This is a genomic window from Streptomyces misionensis (assembly GCF_900104815.1).
In the GTDB taxonomy this organism is placed as follows: domain Bacteria; phylum Actinomycetota; class Actinomycetes; order Streptomycetales; family Streptomycetaceae; genus Streptomyces; species Streptomyces misionensis.
The window spans coordinates 2,248,403-2,268,916 of record NZ_FNTD01000004.1; the positions used below are offsets into that span (position 1 = coordinate 2,248,403).

A 20,514-nucleotide genomic window follows, 5' to 3' on the forward strand; every position below is an offset into this window, starting at 1 on the left:
CGCGACGCTCTCGGCCGGCGTCCGGCGGACGCCGTTGGTGCGCCCGGTCGCCGAAGAGTACGTTGCAAGGAGGAGTGGTGAGTTCCCATGCGTACGGGCAGTGAACCGGCGACCGCGCGCAGTGCGCTGCGGGCGCGGCTGTGGCTGAGCGTGTGGGGGCTGGTCTGGGCGGTCTTCGGCACGGCGCTGTTCGCGCTGGTCGGGCTACCCGGCTGGGCGGCGGCCTGCGGGGTGCTGCTGCTGGTGATCGTCGTCGACATGGCGGTGATCGTCCGGCACATCCGGCAGGGCCCGCACTACCAGCCGGGCCGCGATGTGCCGCCGTACCAGCCGCCGCGCGTCGGGCAGCCGTACCCCCGGCCGCCGTCGCGCCACTGGCGCCCGCGCCGGCACGGACACGGGCACCCCTGACGGGAGCCCCGGTCCGTCAGCCGTCGAAGCGCGCCGCCTTCAGGTACTCCGGGTTGGGGTCGAGCGCCGCCGCCAGCCGGAAGTGACGTTTGGCCTGGTCGGGACGGCCCTGGCGTTCATAGGTGCGGGCGAGCGCGAAGTGCGCGAACGCGTTGTCCGGCTCCCGTTCCAGCACGATGGTGAACTCCAGCTCCGCGGGGCGCAGTTGCGCGGCGGCGAAGAAGGCACGCGCGCGCAGCAGGCGGGCCGCGGTGTTCTCGGGGTGCGCGGCGATGACCCCGTCGAGCAGCTTCACCGCACCCCGGGGGTCCCGCGCGCTGAGCAACTGCTCGGCGGCGCGGAAGTCGATGACATGGGTCTCCGGAGTGGGTCCGGGCGAACCGCTGGTCTCGGGCACGGCAGAGTCCTTCCCTTGTTCCGGGAGTTCAACGCCCCCGCGCGGACCGCTATTCCGTGGCCCCGTCCGCGGCGCGGGTGCCACGGGCGCGGCGCACCAGGTCGTCCCAGACCGCGTCGACGCTCTCGCGCAGCGCGTCCAACGGCACGTCGTTGTCGATCACGACGTCGGCGATCGCGCGCCGCTGCTCGCGGGTGGCCTGCGCGGCCATCCGGGCGCGGGCGTCCTCCTCGGTCATCCCCCGCAGCCGTGTCAGCCGGTCGAGCTGGGTCTCGGGGCGCGCGTCCACGACGACCACCAGGTCGTAGAGCGGCGCGAGGCCGTTCTCGGTCAGCAGGGGCACGTCGTGGATCACCACGGCGTCCGGGGCCGCGGCCTCCTCCAGCTCACGGGAGCGGGCGCCGACCAGGGGGTGCACGATCGAGTTGAGGACGGCGAGCTTGTCCGGGTCGGCGAAGACGATCGAGCCGAGCCGGGGCCGGTCGAGGCTTCCGTCCGGGGCGAGGACGTCCGTGCCGAAGGCCTCGACCACGGCCCGCAGACCGGGTGTGCCGGGCGCGACGACCTCGCGGGCGATGCGGTCCGCGTCGATCAGCACGGCGCCGTGCTCCACGAGCAGCCGCGACACCTCGCTCTTGCCGGCACCGATGCCGCCGGTCAGGCCAACTTTCAGCATGAGCGGAAGCTTAGGCCCTGCCACGGACGGCGGCAGGGCCGGCCGGTGGTCAGGCCTCGCCCTCCCGCTCCGCCAGGAACCGCTCGAACTCGCGCCCGATTTCGTCCGCGGAGGGGATCTCCACCGGCTCGGCGAGCATGTTGCCCCGGGTCTCGGCGCCGGCCGCCGCGTCGTACTGGTGCTCAAGTCCCTGGACGAGCGAGGTCAGTTCCTCGTCGCCCTCCTGGATCTGGCGGTCGATCTCGGTCTGGGTGCGGCGGGCCTCGGTGCGCAGGGAGTGCGCGATGCCGGGCAGGACCAGTCCGGTGGCCGCGGTGATCGCCTCCAGGACGGTCAGGGCGGCGTCCGGGTACGGGGAGCGGGCGACGTAGTGCGGCACGTGTGCGGCGACTCCCAGCACGTCGTGCCCCGCCTGCATGAGGCGGTACTCCACCAGCTGCTCCACGCTGCCGGGCACCTGGGCCTCCTCGAAGGGGCTGCGGTGGCCGGGGACGAGGTCCGCGCGGTTGCCGTGCGGGGTCAGGCCCACGGGGCGGGTGTGCGGCACGCCCATGGGCAGGCCGCTGAAGTTCACGGCCAGGCGCACGCCGAGCCGGTCGGCGATCTGCCGTACGGCCGTCGAGAAACGCTCCCACTCCACGTCCGGCTCGGGCCCGGACAGCAGCAGGAAGGGGGCGCCGGTGGCGTCCTGGACGATGTGGACCTCTATGGCCGGGGTCTCGTAGTCGGTCCAGCGGTCGCGTTTGAAGGTGAGCAGGGGCCGGCGGGCCCGGTAGTCCACGAGGCGGTCGTGGTCGAAGCGCGCCACGACCTGGTGGGGCAGTGAGTCGAGCAGCCGGTCGACGATCTGGTCACCGGTCTCGCCCGCGTCGATGTATCCGTCGAAGTGGTAGAGCATGACAAGGCCGGCCGATTCCTGGGCGAGCGCCATGTCGACCACGGCGAGGCCCTTCGGCTCCCATGCGTACAAACCCTGCGGATCAAGCACTGTGACCGCTCCTCCTCCTGTTCCACTCCTACAACGTGCCCCGGCACGGGACCATTCCCGCGACACGCCGTGGATCGGCGGTCGCTCTCGGGGCACCTTGACGCCCCGTCACCTGGTCCGTACCTTCACGGAGACCGTCGTTCACGATGACGGCCGTGGTTCATGTATGAGATTCGCGCCGCCCCCGAAGTATGAGACCAAGCGCCCGTACGCCAGGAAGGCAGCCCCCATGCGTCCACGCACGCCGCTCACCGCCCTGCTCGGCGCGGCCGCCGTCACCGGCGGTCTGCTCCTCGCCGCGCCGAGTCCGGCCGTCGCCGCCTCCACCGTCGAGGTGACGACCGCGGCCCAGCTGAAGACCGCCCTCGCGAACGCGCGGCCCGGCGACACGATCCATCTCGCCGACGGCACCTACAGCGGGAACTTCAACGCGACCACGCCGGCCACCGCGTCCGCCCGCATCACCCTCACCGGCTCCGCCGAGGCCGTGCTCACCGCCGGCGGCGGCTACGGCCTCCATCTGAACGGCGCCTCCTACTGGACGGTCAGCGGGCTCACGGTGGCCGGCGGCCAGAAGGGCATCGTGATCGACGCCTCCACGGGCGTGACCGTGGACGGCGTCACGGTGCACGGGCCGGCGATGGAGGGGGTGCACTTCCGCAACTCCAGCACGGACGGCGTGATCAGGAACTCGCGGATCTACGACACCGGGAACGACGGCGACGGCATGGGCGAGGGCGTGTACGTCGGCACCGCCAACACCCTGTCCGACAAGAGCGACCGCATCCAGATCCTGGACAACACCATCGGCCCGGACGTGGGCGGCGAGAACGTCGACGTCAAGGAGGGCACGACCGGTACCCGGATCATCGGGAACACCTTCGACGGCAGCGGCCTGACCGGCGCCAACTACGACGACTCCTGGGTCGACGTGAAGGGCAACGACGTCCTGGTCCAGGACAACACCGGCACCCGCACCAGCAACGACGGCTACCAGACCCACAGCCAGCAGCCCGGCTGGGGCTGCGGCACGGTCTTCAAGGGCAACAGGTCGACCCTGACGGGGGCCACGGGATCCACCCGGCTGGCCATCGACGTCACCAACTACGGCGCCGACTGCCGGACGACGGTCTACAGCTCGAACACGGTGACGGACGGCAAGGGCCTGACCAACATCCAGGTGACCGGCTGAGGGGCACGGGGAACCGGGCGGCGACCCACGGCGGACCGCCCGGGAAAACCCTGAGGGGCCCCACCTCGAAAGGTGGAGCCCCTCAGCAGCTACCTGTCAAGCCTCAGCGGCCTGAGATCAGCTCTGGCCGCCGGCGAGCTTCTCGCGCAGCGCGGCCAGCGCCTCGTCCGACGCCAGGGCGCCGGAGTTGTCCGCACCCTCGGAGGAGTACGAGCCGCCACCGGTCGCGACCGGAGCCGCAACCTCGCCGCCCTCGGCCGCGGCAGCGGCGTCGGCCTCGCGGGACTTGATGACCTGCTGCTGGTGCTGCTCGAAGCGGGACTGCGCCTCGGCGTACTGGCGCTCCCACTCCTCGCGCTGCTTCTCGTAGCCCTCGAGCCAGTCGTTGGTCTCGGGGTCAAAGCCCTCGGGGTAGATGTAGTTGCCCTGGTCGTCGTAGGACGCGGCCATGCCGTACAGGGTCGGGTCGAACTCGACGGCCGACGGGTCGGCGCCGAAGGACTCGTTGGCCTGCTTCAGCGAGAGGCTGATGCGACGACGCTCGAGGTCGATGTCGATGACCTTGACGAAGATCTCGTCGTTGACCTGGACGACCTGCTCCGGGATCTCCACGTGGCGCTCGGCCAGCTCGGAGATGTGGACCAGACCCTCGATGCCCTCGTCCACGCGGACGAACGCACCGAACGGAACCAGCTTCGTGACCTTGCCGGGCACGACCTGGCCGATCTGGTGGGTGCGGGCGAACTGCTGCCACGGGTCTTCCTGGGTCGCCTTCAGCGACAGGGAGACACGCTCGCGGTCCATGTCGACGTCGAGGACCTCGACGGTGACCTCCTGGCCGACCTCGACGACCTCGGACGGGTGGTCGATGTGCTTCCAGGACAGCTCGGAGACGTGGACCAGACCGTCGACGCCACCCAGGTCCACGAAGGCACCGAAGTTGACGATCGAGGAGACCACACCGGAGCGGACCTGACCCTTCTGGAGGGTCGTGAGGAACGTCTGGCGGACCTCGGACTGGGTCTGCTCCAGCCAGGCACGGCGGGACAGGACCACGTTGTTGCGGTTCTTGTCCAGCTCGATGATCTTCGCCTCGAGCTCCTTGCCGACGTACGGCTGGAGGTCGCGGACGCGGCGCATCTCGACCAGGGAGGCCGGGAGGAAGCCGCGGAGGCCGATGTCGAGGATGAGACCACCCTTGACGACCTCGATGACGGTACCGGTGACGATGCCGTCCTCTTCCTTGATCTTCTCGATGGTGCCCCAGGCACGCTCGTACTGGGCGCGCTTCTTCGAGAGGATCAGGCGGCCTTCCTTGTCCTCCTTCTGGAGGACAAGGGCCTCGATCTCGTCGCCGACGGCGACGACCTCGTTCGGGTCGACGTCGTGCTTGATCGAGAGCTCGCGGCTCGGGATGACACCTTCGGTCTTGTAACCGATGTCGAGCAGGACCTCGTCCCGGTCGACCTTCACGATGACGCCGTCGACGATGTCGCCGTCGTTGAAGTACTTGATCGTCTCGTCGATCGCTGCGAGGAAGGCTTCCTCGTTACCGATGTCGTTGACCGCTACCTGCGGGGTGGTGGCGGTGGTCTCGGTGCTGCTCGTCATGTGGGAAAGGGCTCCGGTACGGACATTGAAGTCGTAGGTACTGCTTACGCCGGGAGCCCGTTTCGCTCTGCAGAAGCCGGACAGCCAAGGAAGCGCCAACCAAAAGGACACCGGGTGACCAGTGGCGCCTCGACAACCGAGGGGACATACATACAGATGCGAGCGCAGCCTGCTACGTCTGAGGTGCGCAGGCCCGCAGCGCAACTTGTAGCATACGGGGGCAGCCGGACAGGGTCAATGCGCGAAGGCGGACACCCGGGACAGACGGCCGCATACCCGGCGCAAGAATGTCCCCCAGGACCGCGTGACGGGGCCGTGCGACCCCTTCTCCGGCCTACCGCCGTCCGGTGGATCGGACGGAAGATTACGACGAGGGAGCCGATCATCCAAGAGCCGGAACGGCCCGAGCCCGAGGGGTTCGAGCCCGAAGCCACCCGCCGTGACGCCGGGGTCGCGGAGAGCAGCCGGGCCAACCGCGGCTGGTGGGACCGCAACGCGGACGAGTACCAGGTCGAGCACGGCACGTTCCTCGGCGACGACCGGTTCGTGTGGGGCCCGGAGGGGCTGGACGAGGTGGAGGCCGAGCTGCTCGGCCCGCCGGAGGACCTGAAGGGCAGGGACGTCCTGGAGATCGGCGCCGGCGCGGCCCAGTGCGCGCGCTGGCTGGCCGCCCAGGGGGCGCGCCCGGTGGCCCTGGACCTCTCGCACCGCCAGCTCCAGCACGCGCTGCGCATCGGCGGTTCGTTCCCGCTGGTGTGCGCGGACGCGGGCGCGCTGCCCTTCGCGGACGGCTCCTTCGACCTGGCGTGCTCGGCGTACGGCGCGCTGCCGTTCGTCGCGGACCCGCGCCTGGTGCTGCGCGAGGTGCGGCGGGTGCTGCGGCCGGGCGGGCGGTTCGTCTTCTCGGTGACCCACCCGATCCGCTGGGCGTTCCCGGACGAGCCGGGTCCCGAGGGCCTGTCGGTGTCCGCCTCCTACTTCGACCGCACGCCCTACGTGGAGCAGGACGAGGAGGGCCGGGCGGTCTACGTGGAGCACCACCGGACGCTCGGCGACCGGGTGCGGGACATCGTGGCCTCGGGTCTGCGCCTGGTGGACCTGGTCGAGCCGGAGTGGCCGGCCTGGAACAGCTCCGAGTGGGGCGGCTGGTCCCCGCTGCGGGGCGGCCTGATCCCGGGCACGGCCATCTTCGTGTGCGAGCGGGACTGACCGGAGCGGGCAGCCCACCGGGCGTGCGGGGCCTCTCGGCCGCCGTACGACACTGGGGGGCGTGATCCGTGACGACGCCCTGGACGCGCTGCCCGTGCGCTCCGCCCTGCCCGCCCTGACCGACGCGCTCGCGGACGGCGGCACCGCCGTCCTGGTGGCGCCGCCCGGCACCGGCAAGACGACACTGGTGCCGCTGGTGCTGGCGGGGCTGGTCGGGGACGGTCCCGCGCGGCGGGTCGTGGTGGCCGAGCCGCGGCGGATCGCGGCGCGCGCGGCGGCCCGGCGGATGGCGTGGCTGCTGGGCGAGCGGCCCGGCGAGAGCGTGGGCTTCACGGTGCGCGGCGAGCGGGCCGTGGGCCGCCGCACCCGGGTGGAGGTCGTGACCACCGGCGTGCTGTTGCAGCGGCTCCAGCGCGACCAGGAACTGGCCGGGGCCGACGTCGTGGTGCTCGACGAGTGCCACGAACGGCATCTGGACGCCGACACGGCGGCGGCCTTCCTGTGGGACGTGCGGCAGACCCTGCGGCCGGAGCTGCGGCTGGTGGCGGCGTCGGCGACCACGGACGCCGAGGGGTGGGCGCGGCTGCTGGGCGGGGCGCCGGTGGTGGAGGCGACCGGCGTGAGCCATCCCGTGGAGGTGGTGTGGGCGCCGCCCGTGCGCCCCGTGCGGCCGCCGCACGGGATGCGGGTGGACCCGGCGCTGCTGGCGCACGTGGCGTCGGTGGTGCGGCGGGCGCTGGCCGAGCGGGACGGTGACGTGCTGTGTTTCCTGCCGGGGGTCGGCGAGATCGCGCGGGTGGCCGGACAGCTGGGGGAGCTGGGCGCGGTGGACGTCCTCCAGGTGCACGGGCGGGCACCGGCGGCCGTGCAGGAGGCGGTGCTGGCGCCCGGGGCGCGGCGCCGGGTGGTGCTGGCGACGTCGGTCGCGGAGTCCTCGCTGACGGTGCCCGGGGTGCGGGTGGTGGTGGACTCGGGGCTCGCCCGGGAGCCGCGGGTGGACCATGCGCGCGGGATCGGCGGGCTGACGACGGTGCGGGCCTCGCGGGCGGCCGGGCGGCAGCGGGCGGGCCGGGCCGGGCGTGAGGCGCCGGGGACGGTGTACCGGTGCTGGGCGGAGGCCGAGGACGGCCGTCTGCCGGCGTTTCCGGCGCCGGAGATCAAGGTGGCCGATCTGACCGCCTTCGCCCTCCAGACGGCCTGCTGGGGCGACCCGGACGCCTCGGGCCTCGCGCTGCTTGATCCGCCGCCGCCCGGCGCGATGGCGGCGGCGCGCTCCGCGCTGGCGGCGGTGGGCGCGGTGGACTCTGCGGGCCGGGCCGTCGACCGCGGGGTGCGGCTGTCCCGCCTCGGCGTCCACCCCCGGCTGGGGCGGGCCCTGCTCGACACCGCGGGCGCGGGGGCCGAGGTGGTCGCGCTGCTGTCGGAGGAGGTGCCGCGGGAGTACGGCGACGATCTCGCCGCCGCGTTGCGGCGCGCGCGGCGCGGGGGTGACGCCTACGCGGGGCGCTGGGCCGCGGAGGTGCGGCGGCTGCGGGCGGTGTCGGCGGAGTCGCCCGGGCCGTCCGCCGGCCGGCCGGAGGGTGCCCTCGGCGCCGGGCCGGGCACCGGTGACGAGCACCTCGCCGGGCTGGTCGCCGCGCTCGCCTTCCCCGAGCGGATCGCGAAGTGGGACGGCGGGTCGTACCTCATGGTGTCCGGGACGCGGGCCGAGGTGGCGGAGGGTTCGGCGCTGCGGGGTGCACCGTGGATCGTCGTGGCCGTCGCCGACCGGCCGGGCGGCAAGGGGCATGCCCGGGTGCGGCTGGGGGCCGCCGTGCCGGAGGAGGTGGCCCGGGCCGCGGCCGGGGCGGTGTCGGTGGAGCGGGACGAGGTGCGCTGGGCCGAGGGCGACGTCGTGGCGCGGCGTGTCGAGCGGCTGGGGGCGGTGGAGTCGGCCGTGCGGCCGCTGCGAGACGCGGCGCCGGAGCTGGTGCGGGCGGCGCTGCTCGACGGGCTGCGCCAGGAGGGGCTCGGCCTGTTGCGCTGGACGCCGGACGCGCGGGTGCTGCGGCAGCGGCTGGCGTTCCTGCGCGCCCGCCTCGGGGAACCGTGGCCGGACGTCTCGGACGAGGCGCTGCGGGCGCGCTGGGCGGAGTGGCTGGAGCCGGAGCTGGGCCGGGCCAGGCGCCGGGCGGACCTGGCGCGGATCGACGCCGGGCAGGCGCTGACGCGGCTGCTGCCCTGGGCGAGCGGGGAGGCGGTCCGGCTGGACGAGCTGGCGCCCGAGCGGATCACCGTGCCGAGCGGGTCCAGGATCCGGATCGACTACCGGGACCCGGAACGGCCGGTGCTCGCGGTCAAGCTCCAGGAGATGTTCGGGCTGGCGCGGACGCCGTCGGTGGCGGGCGTCCCGCTGCTGGTGCACCTGCTCTCCCCCGCGGGCCGGCCGGCCGCCGTGACGGCCGACCTGGCGTCGTTCTGGCGGGACGGCTACCAGAGCGTACGGGCGGAGCTGCGCGGCCGTTATCCGAAGCACCCGTGGCCCGAGGACCCGGCGGGTGCCGAGCCCACCCGGCACACCAACGCGCGGCTCAGGCGCTGACCGGGAGACCGCCGGCGGCGGCGGTTCGGGGAGTGCGGGCGGACGGGGGGGGGACGACTGCTGACGGTGTGTCACGTCCGGGCGACGGGAGGCCGCGCGCGAACGACGGCGCCCTCCCCGCCGGAAGCGGGGAGGGCGCCGTGCCGGTCCACAAGGGCCCGGTCCGTCAGGAGGAGGCGGACGGGCTCGGGGACGGGGACGGGCTCGTCGTGGCGGTGTCGTCCGCGGCGACCTTCAGCTGGACGGTGAGGGTGCCGCCGCCGGGGGTGGTGATGCGGAGCAGGAAGGTGCCGGTGGTGTCGTCGGCGTACAGCTTCGGCAGCGTCAGCAGGCCCTTGGCGTCGGTCTTCAGACCGGTGAGGGTGCGTACGGCCTTGCCGTCGGCGTCCTTGAAGTAGGGACCCTTGGTGTTCTCGGCGGGGTCGGCCGCGGAGGTGACCAGGGTGGCGGTGGCCGCGACCTGGTCCGCGACGGCGCCCTTGTAGGTCGCCTTCACCTGGATCCGGTCCGCGAACTCGCCGCCCGGGGTGCAGGTGGGCGGTGTGTCGCCGGTGGCGGTGGCGGTGAGGGCGTCGGCGGCGCGCTCGGTGACGGTCGCCTGGTAGTCGACGCCCTTGAGCGAGCGGCCCACGACGGTGGCGGTGACCTTGAAGTCGCCGGTCTTCTCGCCCGCTTGGAGCGCCGGGGCCTTGGCCACGCCCTGGGCGTCGGTGGCGACCGTGGCGACGCTCTCGCCGCCGGTGAAGGTGGTGTCGGTGTCCCCGGTGATGGTGAACCGGATGCGGACCTTCGCCACCGGCGCGCCGGCCTTGGTCTCGGCGCGGGCGCCGATCGCCCCCGTGAAGGCGTGCCCGGCCATCGCGGTGAGCCGGGTGGTGCCCGTGTCCCGGAGGTGGTCCACGGTGTCGGTGGCGGTGGGCGGCGTGGCCGGCGGGGTGCCGGGCGTCGTGGGCGGCTCGGTGCTCGGGCCGCCGTCCTTGCCGTCGCCCGGGTTCGTGGGCGACGGACTCGCCGGTGCGGTGGGGCCCTTCGGGTCCTGCCGTCCCGGCGTGTGCGGGTTCGAGGGCTTCGGGGACGTGCCGCCGTGCGGGGTGCCGTCGTCGCTGCGGTGGGCGGGCAGGCCGCCGCTGCCGTCGGGCACGGTGTAGGTGCCCTTGCGGTAGTACTCCATCCACGACAGGACGGTGTTCAGGTAGTCCTGCGAGTCGTTGTAGCCGAGGATCGCGGCGTGCAGGTCGGCCTCGCGGGACAGGTCCCGGTCGCCGCGGCACAGGTAGTGGCCGGCGGCGAGGGCGGCGTCGTAGATGTTGTTGGGGTCCTTCTTGCCGTCGCCGTTGCCGTCGCGGCCGGCCCAGGCCCAGGTGGACGGGATGAACTGCATGGGCCCGACGGCCTGGTCGTACCGGCTGTTGCCGTCGTACTCGCCGTGGTCGGTGTCCTTGATGAGCGCGAAGCCGTTGCCGTCGAGCACCGGGCCGAGGATCGGGCTCAGCGTGGTGCCGTCGGCGCTGACCTGGCCGCCGCGGGCCTGGCCGGACTCCACCTTGCCGATGGCGGCGAGGAGTTGCCAGGGCAGGTTGCAGCCGGGCTTGGAGGTGCGCAGTTCGGCCTCGGCCCTCTTGTACGCGTCGAGCACCGTGGCCGGTATGCCGGCCTCGGCCTCGCCCTGCACGACCGGGGTGCCGGTGGTCGGCGAGGGGCTGGGCTTGGGGCTGTTCAGCGGCGGCAGGTCCGTGTAGTAGGGCGAGTTGCCCGTGGCGTCGTCGCCGGCGGCGTCGGGTACGGGGGCGGAGGCGCCGGCCGCCGTCTGTCTGCCGTGGTCGTCGCCGGTCACTCCCGGAGCCTGGGAAGCGGAGAGTGCCGCGACCGCTGCCGCGGCCACGGCCGTGGTCGCCGCTCCCTTGCGGAGCCGCCTGCCGAAATGCGCCGCCATAGAGTGAACCCCTCCCGTGGACGTCGTGCGTCCGTTTCCGTCTGTGTGTCTCGCCCTGGTGTGACGGTTGACCCGGTGTTCCGGTTGCCCCTGTGCCGCCTTCCACGTGGTGATGGCTGTGCGACCGTGCGCCAGGCACGGCGCCGCAGGCGACCCTACGACAACTTGCTTTGTGCGGGCACCCGTTCATGCCCGATTTTCACCGGTTGGCCAACTGTCGTTGCCATGGCGCGCCCGGCGATCCGCCAGGACGGTGACAACGGCGCGGGAGGGGCCGGTCGTTCAGAGGGCGGCGCTCGGGCCGGGATCGCGGGGGTCGCGGTGGCGGGGGGCCGGTCGTTCGGCGGGGGACGCGACGAAGACCGTGAGGGTGGGCCGGGGGCGCGTGCGGGGGATCAGGGTGAGCGCGAGGGCGAGATAGCCGCGGGCCAGATCGGCCCACTGGCGCCAGTCGGGGGCGTGGCCGGTCCTGACCGCCCTGGCCCGGTCGGTGAGCCCGCGCCGGACGTGCTCGGCGGCCCTGCGGACGGTCGTGGCCGGGTCGGCCGGGATGCGGGCGGTGCTTGCGCCGGCCGCGAGGGCCGGGACCGGCGAGGCGGTCGGTGCCTGCGCCGAGGCGGTGTCCGCCCAGACCCGGGTGACTGCCTCGGGCGTCCGGCGGTGAAGCATGCGTATACCCATGCCCGCAGTTTTGCGGCTGCGGGGGCCGGGGGGCGTTTTGGCGGGGGCCACGTGAGTGACGGTCCCGCCGGGGGTTGGGCCGTCTTTGTGGTGCGGGCACGGAATGGGCGATCCCGGGTTGCGGCGGCCGGGCGCCGCCGCGTCCTCCGGTACCGGTGAGGGGCCGCACTCCCACGGAGTGCGGCCCCTCACCGCAGCGCGAGGCACCGCGGCGCCGGAGGCCGGTGCGCGGCGGGCTAGTGCGCCGCCGACTCCCAGTCCGGGCCCACGCCGACCGAGACGTCGAGGGGGGCGCGCAGGTCCACGGCGTGGGCCATCTCGTGGCGGACGATCTCCTCGACGGCGGTGCGCTCGCCGGGGGCGACCTCCAGCACGATTTCGTCGTGGACCTGGAGCAGCATCCGGGACTTCAGCTCCGCGGCCCGCAGCGCGTCGTCCACCTTGAGCATGGCGATCTTGACGATGTCGGCGGCCGTGCCCTGGATCGGCGCGTTGAGGGCCATGCGCTCGGCGGCCTCGCGGCGCTGGCGGTTGTCGCTGTTGAGGTCGGGCAGATAGCGGCGGCGGCCGAAGAGGGTCGCCGTGTAGCCCGTGGCCCGGGCCTCGTCCACCGCGCGGCGCAGATAGTCGCGGACGCCGCCGAACCGCTCGAAGTAGGCGTCCATCAGGGCGCGGGCCTCGGCCGCCTCGATGTTCAGCTGCTGCGAGAGGCCGAAGGCGGACAGCCCGTACGCCAGGCCGTACGACATCGCCTTGATCTTGCGGCGCATCTCCGCGTCCACGGCGGACTGCGGGACGCCGAAGACCTGGGAGGCGGCGGTGGTGTGCAGGTCCTCACCGGAGGTGAACGCCCTGATCAGGCCCTCGTCCTCGGAGAGGTGGGCCATCACCCGCAGCTCGATCTGGCTGTAGTCGGCGGTCATCAGGGACTCGAAGCCCTCGCCGACGACGAAGCCGCGCCGGATGGCCCGGCCCTCGTCGGTGCGCACCGGGATGTTCTGGAGGTTCGGGTCCGTGGAGGACAGCCGGCCGGTCGCGGCCACCGTCTGGTTGAAGGTGGTGTGGATACGGCCGTCGCCCGCGATGGTCTTGATCAGGCCCTCGACGGTGACGCGGAGCTTGGCCTGCTCGCGGTGGCGGAGCATGATCACCGGCAGCTCGTTGTCGGTCTGGGTGGCGAGCCAGGCCAGCGCGTCGGCGTCCGTGGTGAAGCCGGTCTTGGTCTTCTTGGTCTTGGGCAGGGCCAGCTCGCCGAAGAGGACCTCCTGGAGCTGCTTGGGCGAGCCCAGGTTGAACTCGTGGCCCGCGGCCGCGTGCGCCTCCTTCACGGCCTGCTGCACCGCGCCCGCGAACATCTGCTCCATCGCTTCCAGGTGGGCGCGGTCGGCGGCGATGCCGTGCCGCTCCATGCGGGCGAGCAGCGCGGAGGTGGGCAGCTCCATGTCGCGCAGCAGGTCGGCGGCGCCGACCTCGTCCAGGCGGCTCGCGAAGGCCTCGCCCAGATCCAGCACGGCGCGGGCCTGGATCATCAGGGCCTCTGCCTCGGCGGCCTCGTCGGTGCCGAAGGCCAGCTGGCCGTCGGCCGCGGCGGCCGGCGCCAGCTCGCGGTGCAGGTACTCCAGCGACAGCGCGTCCAGGTCGAAGGAGCGGCGGCCCGGCTTGACCAGGTAGGCGGCGAGCGCGGTGTCCATGCGCACGCCCTCGACGCGCCAGCCGTGCTCGGCGAAGACCCGCATGGCGCCCTTGGCGTCGTGGAACACCTTGGGGCGCTCCGCGTCCGCCAGCCAGGCCGCGAACGCGTTCTCGTCGGCCTCGTCCAGCTCGGCGGGGTCGAACCAGGCGGCCGCTCCCCCGGCCGCCGCCAGGGCGACCTCGGCGACCGAGCCGGTGCCCAGCGCCCAGGTGTCGACGGTGGCGACGCCCAGGGGCCGCGTGCCGTGCTCGCCGAGCCAGGGGGCCAGCTCGCCGGTGCGCAGCACCCTCCCGTCGATCTCCACGCCCTCGGCGGCGACCGGCGTGGTCTCGGACTCGGCGGCGCCGGGGTCCACCGCGAACAGGCGCTCGCGCAGCGACGGGTTGCGGATCTCCAGGGTGTCCAGGACCATCGCGACGCCCTTGCGGTCGTACGGCAGGCGCTCCAGGTCGGTGACCGCCCTGGGCAGCTCCACCTGGCGCTCCAGCTCGGTCAGGACGCGGTTGAGCTTGACCGACTCCAGGTGGTCGCGGAGGTTCTGGCCCGCCTTGCCCTTGACCTCGTCGACGCGCTCGACCAGCTCGGCGAAGGAGCCGAACTGGTTGATCCACTTGGCGGCGGTCTTCTCGCCGACGCCGGGGATGCCGGGGAGGTTGTCGGACGGGTCGCCGCGCAGGGCGGCGAAGTCCGGGTACTGGGCGGGCGTCAGGCCGTACTTCTCCTGGACCTTCTCGGGGGTGAACCGGGTCAGCTCCGAGACGCCCTTGGTCGGGTACAGCACGGTGGTGTGCTCGCTGACCAGCTGGAAGGAGTCGCGGTCGCCGGTGACGATCAGCACCTCGAAGCCCTCGGCCTCGGCCTGGGTGGCGAGGGTGGCGATGACGTCGTCCGCCTCGAAGCCCTCGACGGCGAAGCGCGGGGCGTTCATCGCGTCCAACAGCTCGCCGATCAGCTCGACCTGGCCCTTGAACTCGTCCGGGCTCTTGGAGCGGTTCGCCTTGTACTCGGTGAAGCGCTCCGAGCGCCAGGTCTTGCGGGAGACGTCGAAGGCCACCGCGAAGTGGGTGGGCGCCTCGTCGCGCAGGGTGTTGGCCAGCATCGACGCGAAGCCGTAGATCGCGTTCGTCGGCTGGCCCGTCGCGGTCGTGAAGTTCTCCGCGGGCAGCGCGAAGAACGCGCGGTAGGCCAGCGAGTGCCCGTCCATGAGCATCAGCCGGGGACGGGTACCGCCGGGGGTCTGGTCGGTCTTCTTCGATGCTTTCTCTGCCACGCCACCGATCCTGCCACGCCCCACCGACAGTCCGGACCGTCCGCCTTCGCCGGGCGGGCCCCGCGCGCGGTGACCGGCGTCACGGCACGGCGGGACGGCCGGGCGGAAGGAGGGCCGAGGCAGCCGTACCCGCCGTCACCCCCTCGTGGGAGGATCCCTGCGTACACGGCACACGCAGTCGAAGGGGAGCGTTGCGATGGCGACGAAGCCGCCCAAGGGCGATCCGGTGCAGGACGCGCCGCAGGTCGCGGAGCCGGAGCACGCGGCGGCGGGGCTGCCGGCCATCAAACACACCCTGCGCATCGCCCAGCAGCAGATGGGTGTGCGGCGCACCGCGCTGACGCTGCTGCGGGTGAACCAGAAGGGCGGCTTCGACTGCCCGGGCTGCGCCTGGCCGGAGCCGGACCACCGGCACACCGCGGAGTTCTGCGAGAACGGCGCGAAGGCGGTGGCCGAGGAGGCCACCAAGCGCCGGGTCACCCCGGAGTTCTTCGCCGCGCACCCCGTGGCCGACCTGGCGACCCGCAGCGGGTACTGGCTGGGCCAGCAGGGGCGGCTCACCCACCCCATGTACCTGCCCGAGGGCGCGGCGCACTACGAGCCGGTCACCTGGGAGCGCGCCTTCGGCATCATCGCCGAGGAGATCGCCGCGCTCGGCTCCCCGGACGAGGCGGTCTTCTACACCTCGGGCCGCACCAGCAACGAGGCGGCGTTCCTGTACCAGCTCTTCGCGCGCGAGCTGGGCACGAACAACCTGCCGGACTGCTCGAACATGTGCCACGAGTCCTCGGGCTCGGCGCTGTCGGAGACCATCGGCATCGGCAAGGGCAGCGTCCTGCTGGAGGACCTGTACAAGGCCGACCTGATCATCGTGGCGGGCCAGAACCCGGGCACCAACCACCCGCGCATGCTCTCCGCGCTGGAGAAGGCCAAGGCGAACGGCGCGAAGATCGTCAGCGTCAACCCGCTGCCCGAGGCGGGTCTGGAGCGGTTCAAGAACCCGCAGACCCCCCAGGGCCTCGTCCGGGGCGCCGCGCTCACCGATCTGTTCCTCCAGATCCGCATCGGCGGCGACCAGGCGCTCTTCCGGCTCCTCAACAAGCTGATCCTGGAGACCGAGGGCGCGGTCGACGAGGAGTTCGTCCGCGAACACACCCATGGCTTCGAGGAGTTCGCGCGGGCCGCCCGGTCGGCCGACTGGGAGGAGACGCTGACCGCGACCGGCCTGAGCCGCGCGGAGATCGAGCAGGCGCTGGAGATGGTGCTCGCCTCGCGGCGGACCATCGTCTGCTGGGCCATGGGCCTCACCCAGCACAAGCACTCCGTGCCGACCATCCGCGAGGTGGTCAACTTCCTGCTGCTGCGCGGCAACATCGGCCGGCCGGGGGCGGGCGTGTGCCCGGTGCGCGGCCATTCGAACGTGCAGGGCGACCGCACCATGGGCATCTTCGAGCGCCCCGCCCCCGGCTTCCTGGACGCCCTGGAGGCGGAGTTCGGCTTCGCGCCGCCCCGGGAGCACGGGTACGACGTCGTACGGGCGATCCGCGCGCTGCGCGACGGCGAGGCGAAGGTGTTCTTCGCCATGGGCGGCAACTTCGTCTCCGCCTCCCCGGACACCGAGGTGACCGAGGCGGCGATGCGGCGGGCGCGGCTGACCGTGCACGTGTCGACCAAGCTGAACCGTTCGCACACCGTCACCGGCGCGCGGGCGCTGATCCTGCCCACCCTCGGCCGCACCGAGCGCGATGTGCAGGCGAGCGGCGAGCAGTTCGTGACCGTCGAGGACTCGATGGGCATGGTGCACGCCTCGCGCGGCCGACTGGCGCCCGCGAGCGCCCATCTGCTGTCCGAGCCGGCCATCGTGTGCCGGATGGCGCGCGCGGTGCTCGGGGAGCGGAGCGTGGTGCCGTGGGAGGAGTTCGAGAAGGACTACGCGGCGATCCGCGACCGGATCGGGCGGGTGATCCCCGGGTTCGCCGACTTCAACGCGCGGGTGGCCCGGCCCGGCGGCTTCGCGCTGCCGCACGCGCCGCGCGACGAGCGCCGCTTCCCGACCGCCACCGGCAAGGCGAACTTCACCGCGGCACCGGTGGAGTTCCCCGAACTGCCCGCCGGGCGGCTGCTGTTGCAGACGCTGCGCTCGCACGACCAGTACAACACCACGATCTACGGCCTGGACGACCGCTACCGGGGCATCAAGGGCGGCCGCCGGGTGGTGCTGGTGCACCCGGAGGACGCGCGCGCGCTCGGGTTCGCCGAGGGCGCGTACGTGGACCTGGTCGGCGAGTGGCGGGACGGCGTGGAGCGGCGGGCGCCCGGGTTCCGGGTGGTGCTCTACCCGACGGCCCGGGGCTGCGCGGCGGCGTACTACCCGGAGACGAACGTGCTGGTGCCGCTGGACGCGACCGCGGACACCAGCAACACCCCGGCCAGCAAGTCGGTGATCGTACGCCTGGAGGCGCACACGGAAGGCCGTCTGGAACAATCGGCGACCGACTGAGCGTTCGCTCAGCCAGAGACAGGTGTACGACGAACGGAGCCGGCCCATGGGCGAGCAGCAGCAGGTGAGATTCCCGCAGGAGGTCATAGACGAGTACGCGGCGCTCGGCGTGGACCTGCCCGCCCTGTTCTCGGCCGGGGACCTCGGCACGCGGATGGGCGTGCAGATCGTCGAGGCCGCCGCGGACAAGGTCGTCGGGACCATGCCGGTGGAGGGCAACACCCAGCCGTACGGCCTGCTGCACGGCGGCGCCTCGGCGGTGCTGGCGGAGACCCTGGGCTCGGTCGGCGCCATGCTGCACGGCGGCAGCACCAAGGTCGCGGTCGGCGTCGACCTCAACTGCACCCACCACCGCGGCATCCGCTCGGGCCTGGTGACCGGCGTGGCCACGCCCGTCCACCGGGGCCGGTCGACGGCGACGTACGAGATCGTGATCAGCGACGAGCAGGGCCGCCGGGTGTGCAGCGCCCGGCTGACCTGCATGCTGCGCGACGTCCGGCCGCAGGACGGCGCGCAGGCGCCCACCTCCGCCTGACGGTCCGCGAGACAAAGGCCCGGTCCGCCCCCGCCAAGGGGCTGACCGGGCCTTTCTCGTTTTTTGCCGCCTTTTCTTCCCGTGCGGCGGAGAAACGGAATTCCATCGTCCGGGCCTGGTGGGCACATCGGATCAGTGCGGATATGTCGGCGTCCGGCCACCCGAAATTCCTGTATGGCGCACCTTTCTTTCTGCTCGTAACACTGCGTAACACGCATGCAATAAGCGCCCTTGCCTCCCCCGCCCGGACGAGCCCCCGGGTGATCTTTCCGGGCCGCCCCCGGCCCCCGCGGGCCCGGCGTGCCGGGCCCGCTGGTCCACGGCCAACCGGAAGTGCGCATTCTCAAAATGTGGACCTCACGGAAATTCCGCCAAACCGGCCGAGAGTATCCCCGCCGGAACTCATCCGTCCATCCCGTCATAACAAGAAAGTCACAAGCGCGCGCACGGCGATGCTCAGGTCTCCATAGCGGGCTTAGAGTCACGGCCAGTCACCGCTCCAACGGGAGTTCGGTACCGACGCGGCACTTCGCCGTCCCTCGAAGGGACCGCCCATGCCCGCGGAAAGGATCGATTGTGCGACAGCGTTCTCTGGTGATTCTTACCTCCGTACTGACGACCGGAGCTCTGACTCTCACCGCCTGCGGCTCCCGCAACAATGACGGCAAGGGCGGCGACAGTGGCAACGTGACGGTCACCATCGGCGTGGACGCGCCGCTGACCGGTCAGAACTCCGCGACGGGCCTCGGTATCCAGTACGGCGCCCAGATCGCGGTGGACGACGCGAACAAGAACAAGACGGTCCCGGGCGTCACCTTCAAGGTCAAGGCGCTGGACGACAAGGCGATCCCCGCCACCGGCCAGCAGAACGCCACCCAGCTGGTCGCCGAGAAGGACGTCCTCGGTGTGGTCGGCCCGCTCAACTCCGGTGTGGCCACGCAGATGCAGCAGGTGCTGGACACCGCCAACCTGGTGGAGATCTCCCCGTCCAACACCGCCCCGGAGCTGACCCAGGGCAAGAACTGGCAGACCAAGAAGGTCCGTCCGTTCAAGACCTACTTCCGCACCGCGACCACCGACGCCCTCCAGGGCGCGTTCGCCGCGGACTACGCCTACAACGGCCTGCACAAGAAGAAGGCGTTCGTCGTCGACGACAAGCAGACCTACGGCGCGGGCCTCTCCAAGCTCTTCAAGGAGCAGTTCGTCAAGCAGGGCGGCCAGGTCATCGGCACCGACCACGTCAGCGTGGGCGACCGCGACTTCTCCACGCTCGTCACCAAGATCAAGAACTCCGGTGCCGACCTGCTCTACTACGGCGGCCAGTACGACGAGTCCCAGGTGCTGACCAAGCAGCTCAAGGACGCCGGCGCCAAGATCCCGCTGTTCGGCGGCGACGGCATGTTCACCCCGACCTACATCAAGACCGCCGGCAAGGCCGCCGAGGGCGACCTGGTGACCTCCATCGGCGTCCCCGTCGACACCCTGCCCGCCGCCAAGGACTTCGTGGCCACCTACAAGGCCAAGAAGTACCCGGGCGACTACGGCACGTACGGCTCGTACTCCTACGACGCCACCACCGCGATCATCAAGGCCGTCGGCCAGGTCGTGAAGGACGGCAAGATCCCGGACGACGCCCGCGCCAAGGTCGTCGACGCCGTCCAGCACAACAGCTTCGACGGCATCTCCGGCAAGATCTCGTTCGACGAGTACGGCGACACCACGAACAAGCAGCTGACCGTCTACCAGGTCGTGGGCGGCGCGTGGAAGTCCGTCAAGAGCGGTACGGCCAACCCGAAGTAGTCCCGGAACACACCGCAGCACCAGGGCCGCGCGGCACCGACCACCGTCACCGCGCGGCCCGCCCTCTACCGCCACCTTGACTCTCCCCACCACATGGAGGCCATGCGGTGAACACCCTGCCGCAGCAGCTGGCCAACGGGCTGTTCCTCGGCTCGATGTACGGCCTGATCGCCATCGGGTACACGATGGTGTACGGCATCGTCCAGCTCATCAACTTCGCTCACGGCGAGATCTTCATGACGGGAGGCTTCGGCGCCCTCACGGTCTACCTCGCCCTCCCGGACGGCATATCCATGTGGATAGCCCTGCCGGCGATGCTCGTCGGCGGTGCCCTGGTCGCCGTCCTCATCGCCGTCGGCGCCGAACGCTTCGCCTACCGGCCACTGCGCGGCGCGCCACGCCTCGCGCCGCTGATCACGGCCATCGGCCTCTCGCTCGCGCTCCAGCAGCTCGTCTTCAACCTGTACCCGAACGCCAAGACCGCCCGGGTCTTCCCCCAGCTCCCCTTCGGCCCCTACCACCTGGGCTCGATCACCATCCAGAGCGGCGACGTCTTCCTGATCGTCGCCGCCCCCGTGTGCATGGCGGTCCTGGCCTTCTTCGTGCGGCTGTCGCGCACCGGCCGCGCCATGCAGGCCACCGCGCAGGACCCGGACACCGCCCAGCTGATGGGCATCGACACCAACCGCATCATCGTCGTCGCCTTCGCCATCGGCGGCCTGTTCGCGGCGGTCGCGGGCACGGCGTACGGCCTCAAGTACGGCTCGGTCTCCTACGACATGGGCTTCATCGCCGGTCTGAAGGCGTTCACCGCGGCCGTCCTCGGCGGCATCGGCAACATCTACGGCGCCATGCTCGGCGGTCTCGTCCTCGGTCTCGCCGAGGCCATGGCCACCGCCTACATCGCGGACATCCCCGGCATGCAGCAGCTCGGCGGCCAGGGCTGGGCCGCGGTGTGGGCCTTCGTCCTCCTCATCCTCGTACTCCTCTTCAGGCCACAGGGCCTGCTCGGCGAACGCGTCGCGGACAGGGCGTGA

General features: G+C 72.2%; 15 protein-coding genes. 8 read left to right on the forward strand and 7 right to left on the reverse strand.

Annotation, left to right across the window (positions count from 1 at the left end; translation table 11 throughout):
* Positions 1-87 precede the first annotated feature (87 nt).
* Positions 88-411: a DUF6343 family protein gene (locus tag BLW85_RS11850; protein ID WP_074992024.1), complete on the forward strand. Its 324-nt coding sequence runs from the start codon at positions 88-90 to the stop codon at positions 409-411.
* A 16-nt stretch (positions 412-427) separates the two neighbouring features.
* Here BLW85_RS11850 and BLW85_RS11855 read toward each other — a convergent pair whose 3' ends face one another.
* The 3 genes from BLW85_RS11855 to BLW85_RS11865 are packed head-to-tail and all read right to left on the reverse strand — an operon-like array spanning position 428 to position 2,472.
* Positions 428-808, reverse strand: a complete 381-nt coding sequence (locus tag BLW85_RS11855; RefSeq protein ID WP_070028507.1) for a tetratricopeptide repeat protein — start codon at positions 806-808, stop codon at positions 428-430.
* A 49-nt stretch (positions 809-857) separates the two neighbouring features.
* Positions 858-1,484, reverse strand: coding sequence for a dephospho-CoA kinase (gene coaE / locus BLW85_RS11860; protein ID WP_074992025.1), 627 nt, complete (start codon positions 1,482-1,484; stop codon positions 858-860).
* A gap of 49 nt (positions 1,485-1,533) precedes the next feature.
* Positions 1,534-2,472 (reverse strand): proteasome assembly chaperone family protein, encoded by a 939-nt coding sequence (locus tag BLW85_RS11865; protein WP_070028509.1) that lies wholly within the window; start codon positions 2,470-2,472, stop codon positions 1,534-1,536.
* A 229-nt stretch (positions 2,473-2,701) separates the two neighbouring features.
* On the opposite strand from BLW85_RS11865, the gene BLW85_RS11870 reads away from it, so the two are divergent.
* On the forward strand, positions 2,702-3,664 hold the full coding sequence (locus tag BLW85_RS11870) for a right-handed parallel beta-helix repeat-containing protein (protein ID WP_070028510.1): 963 nt from the start codon (positions 2,702-2,704) through the stop codon (positions 3,662-3,664).
* Between the two features lie 117 nt (positions 3,665-3,781).
* On the opposite strand, the gene rpsA is transcribed toward BLW85_RS11870, so the two are convergent.
* Complete coding sequence (rpsA, locus tag BLW85_RS11875) at positions 3,782-5,275, reverse strand: 30S ribosomal protein S1 (RefSeq protein WP_074992026.1); 1,494 nt, start codon at positions 5,273-5,275, stop codon at positions 3,782-3,784.
* A 351-nt stretch (positions 5,276-5,626) separates the two neighbouring features.
* Between rpsA and BLW85_RS11880 the strand changes: the two genes are divergently transcribed.
* Positions 5,627-6,484, forward strand: a complete 858-nt coding sequence (locus tag BLW85_RS11880; protein ID WP_208624963.1) for a class I SAM-dependent methyltransferase — start codon at positions 5,627-5,629, stop codon at positions 6,482-6,484.
* A gap of 61 nt (positions 6,485-6,545) precedes the next feature.
* Positions 6,546-9,065 carry an ATP-dependent helicase HrpB gene (hrpB, locus tag BLW85_RS11885; RefSeq protein WP_074992027.1) on the forward strand — a complete coding sequence of 840 codons (2,520 nt, stop codon included), beginning with the start codon at positions 6,546-6,548 and terminating at the stop codon, positions 9,063-9,065.
* Between the two features lie 166 nt (positions 9,066-9,231).
* Here the strand turns inward: hrpB and BLW85_RS11890 are convergent, their stop codons facing one another.
* The 3 genes from BLW85_RS11890 to polA form a co-directional block, all read right to left on the reverse strand.
* The gene (locus BLW85_RS11890) at positions 9,232-10,998 is read right to left on the reverse strand and encodes a lytic transglycosylase domain-containing protein (protein ID WP_074992028.1); all 1,767 of its coding nucleotides are present in this window, start codon (positions 10,996-10,998) and stop codon (positions 9,232-9,234) included.
* A 282-nt stretch (positions 10,999-11,280) separates the two neighbouring features.
* The gene (locus tag BLW85_RS11895; protein WP_107409108.1) at positions 11,281-11,679 is read right to left on the reverse strand and encodes a hypothetical protein; all 399 of its coding nucleotides are present in this window, start codon (positions 11,677-11,679) and stop codon (positions 11,281-11,283) included.
* Positions 11,680-11,915: 236 nt separating this feature from the next.
* A complete protein-coding gene (polA, locus tag BLW85_RS11900) occupies positions 11,916-14,642 on the reverse strand; it encodes a DNA polymerase I (RefSeq protein ID WP_074992030.1) in 2,727 nt (908 codons plus the stop codon).
* A 196-nt stretch (positions 14,643-14,838) separates the two neighbouring features.
* Between polA and BLW85_RS11905 the strand changes: the two genes are divergently transcribed.
* The 4 genes from BLW85_RS11905 (at position 14,839) to BLW85_RS11920 (ending at position 20,514) form a co-directional block, all read left to right on the forward strand.
* A complete protein-coding gene (locus BLW85_RS11905) occupies positions 14,839-17,142 on the forward strand; it encodes an FdhF/YdeP family oxidoreductase (RefSeq protein ID WP_074992031.1) in 2,304 nt (767 codons plus the stop codon).
* A 46-nt stretch (positions 17,143-17,188) separates the two neighbouring features.
* On the forward strand, positions 17,189-17,677 hold the full coding sequence (locus tag BLW85_RS11910; protein ID WP_074992032.1) for a hotdog fold thioesterase: 489 nt from the start codon (positions 17,189-17,191) through the stop codon (positions 17,675-17,677).
* Positions 17,678-18,268: 591 nt separating this feature from the next.
* The gene (locus tag BLW85_RS11915; RefSeq protein ID WP_070028703.1) at positions 18,269-19,477 is read left to right on the forward strand and encodes a branched-chain amino acid ABC transporter substrate-binding protein; all 1,209 of its coding nucleotides are present in this window, start codon (positions 18,269-18,271) and stop codon (positions 19,475-19,477) included.
* A gap of 107 nt (positions 19,478-19,584) precedes the next feature.
* The gene (locus BLW85_RS11920) at positions 19,585-20,514 is read left to right on the forward strand and encodes a branched-chain amino acid ABC transporter permease (RefSeq protein ID WP_070028518.1); all 930 of its coding nucleotides are present in this window, start codon (positions 19,585-19,587) and stop codon (positions 20,512-20,514) included.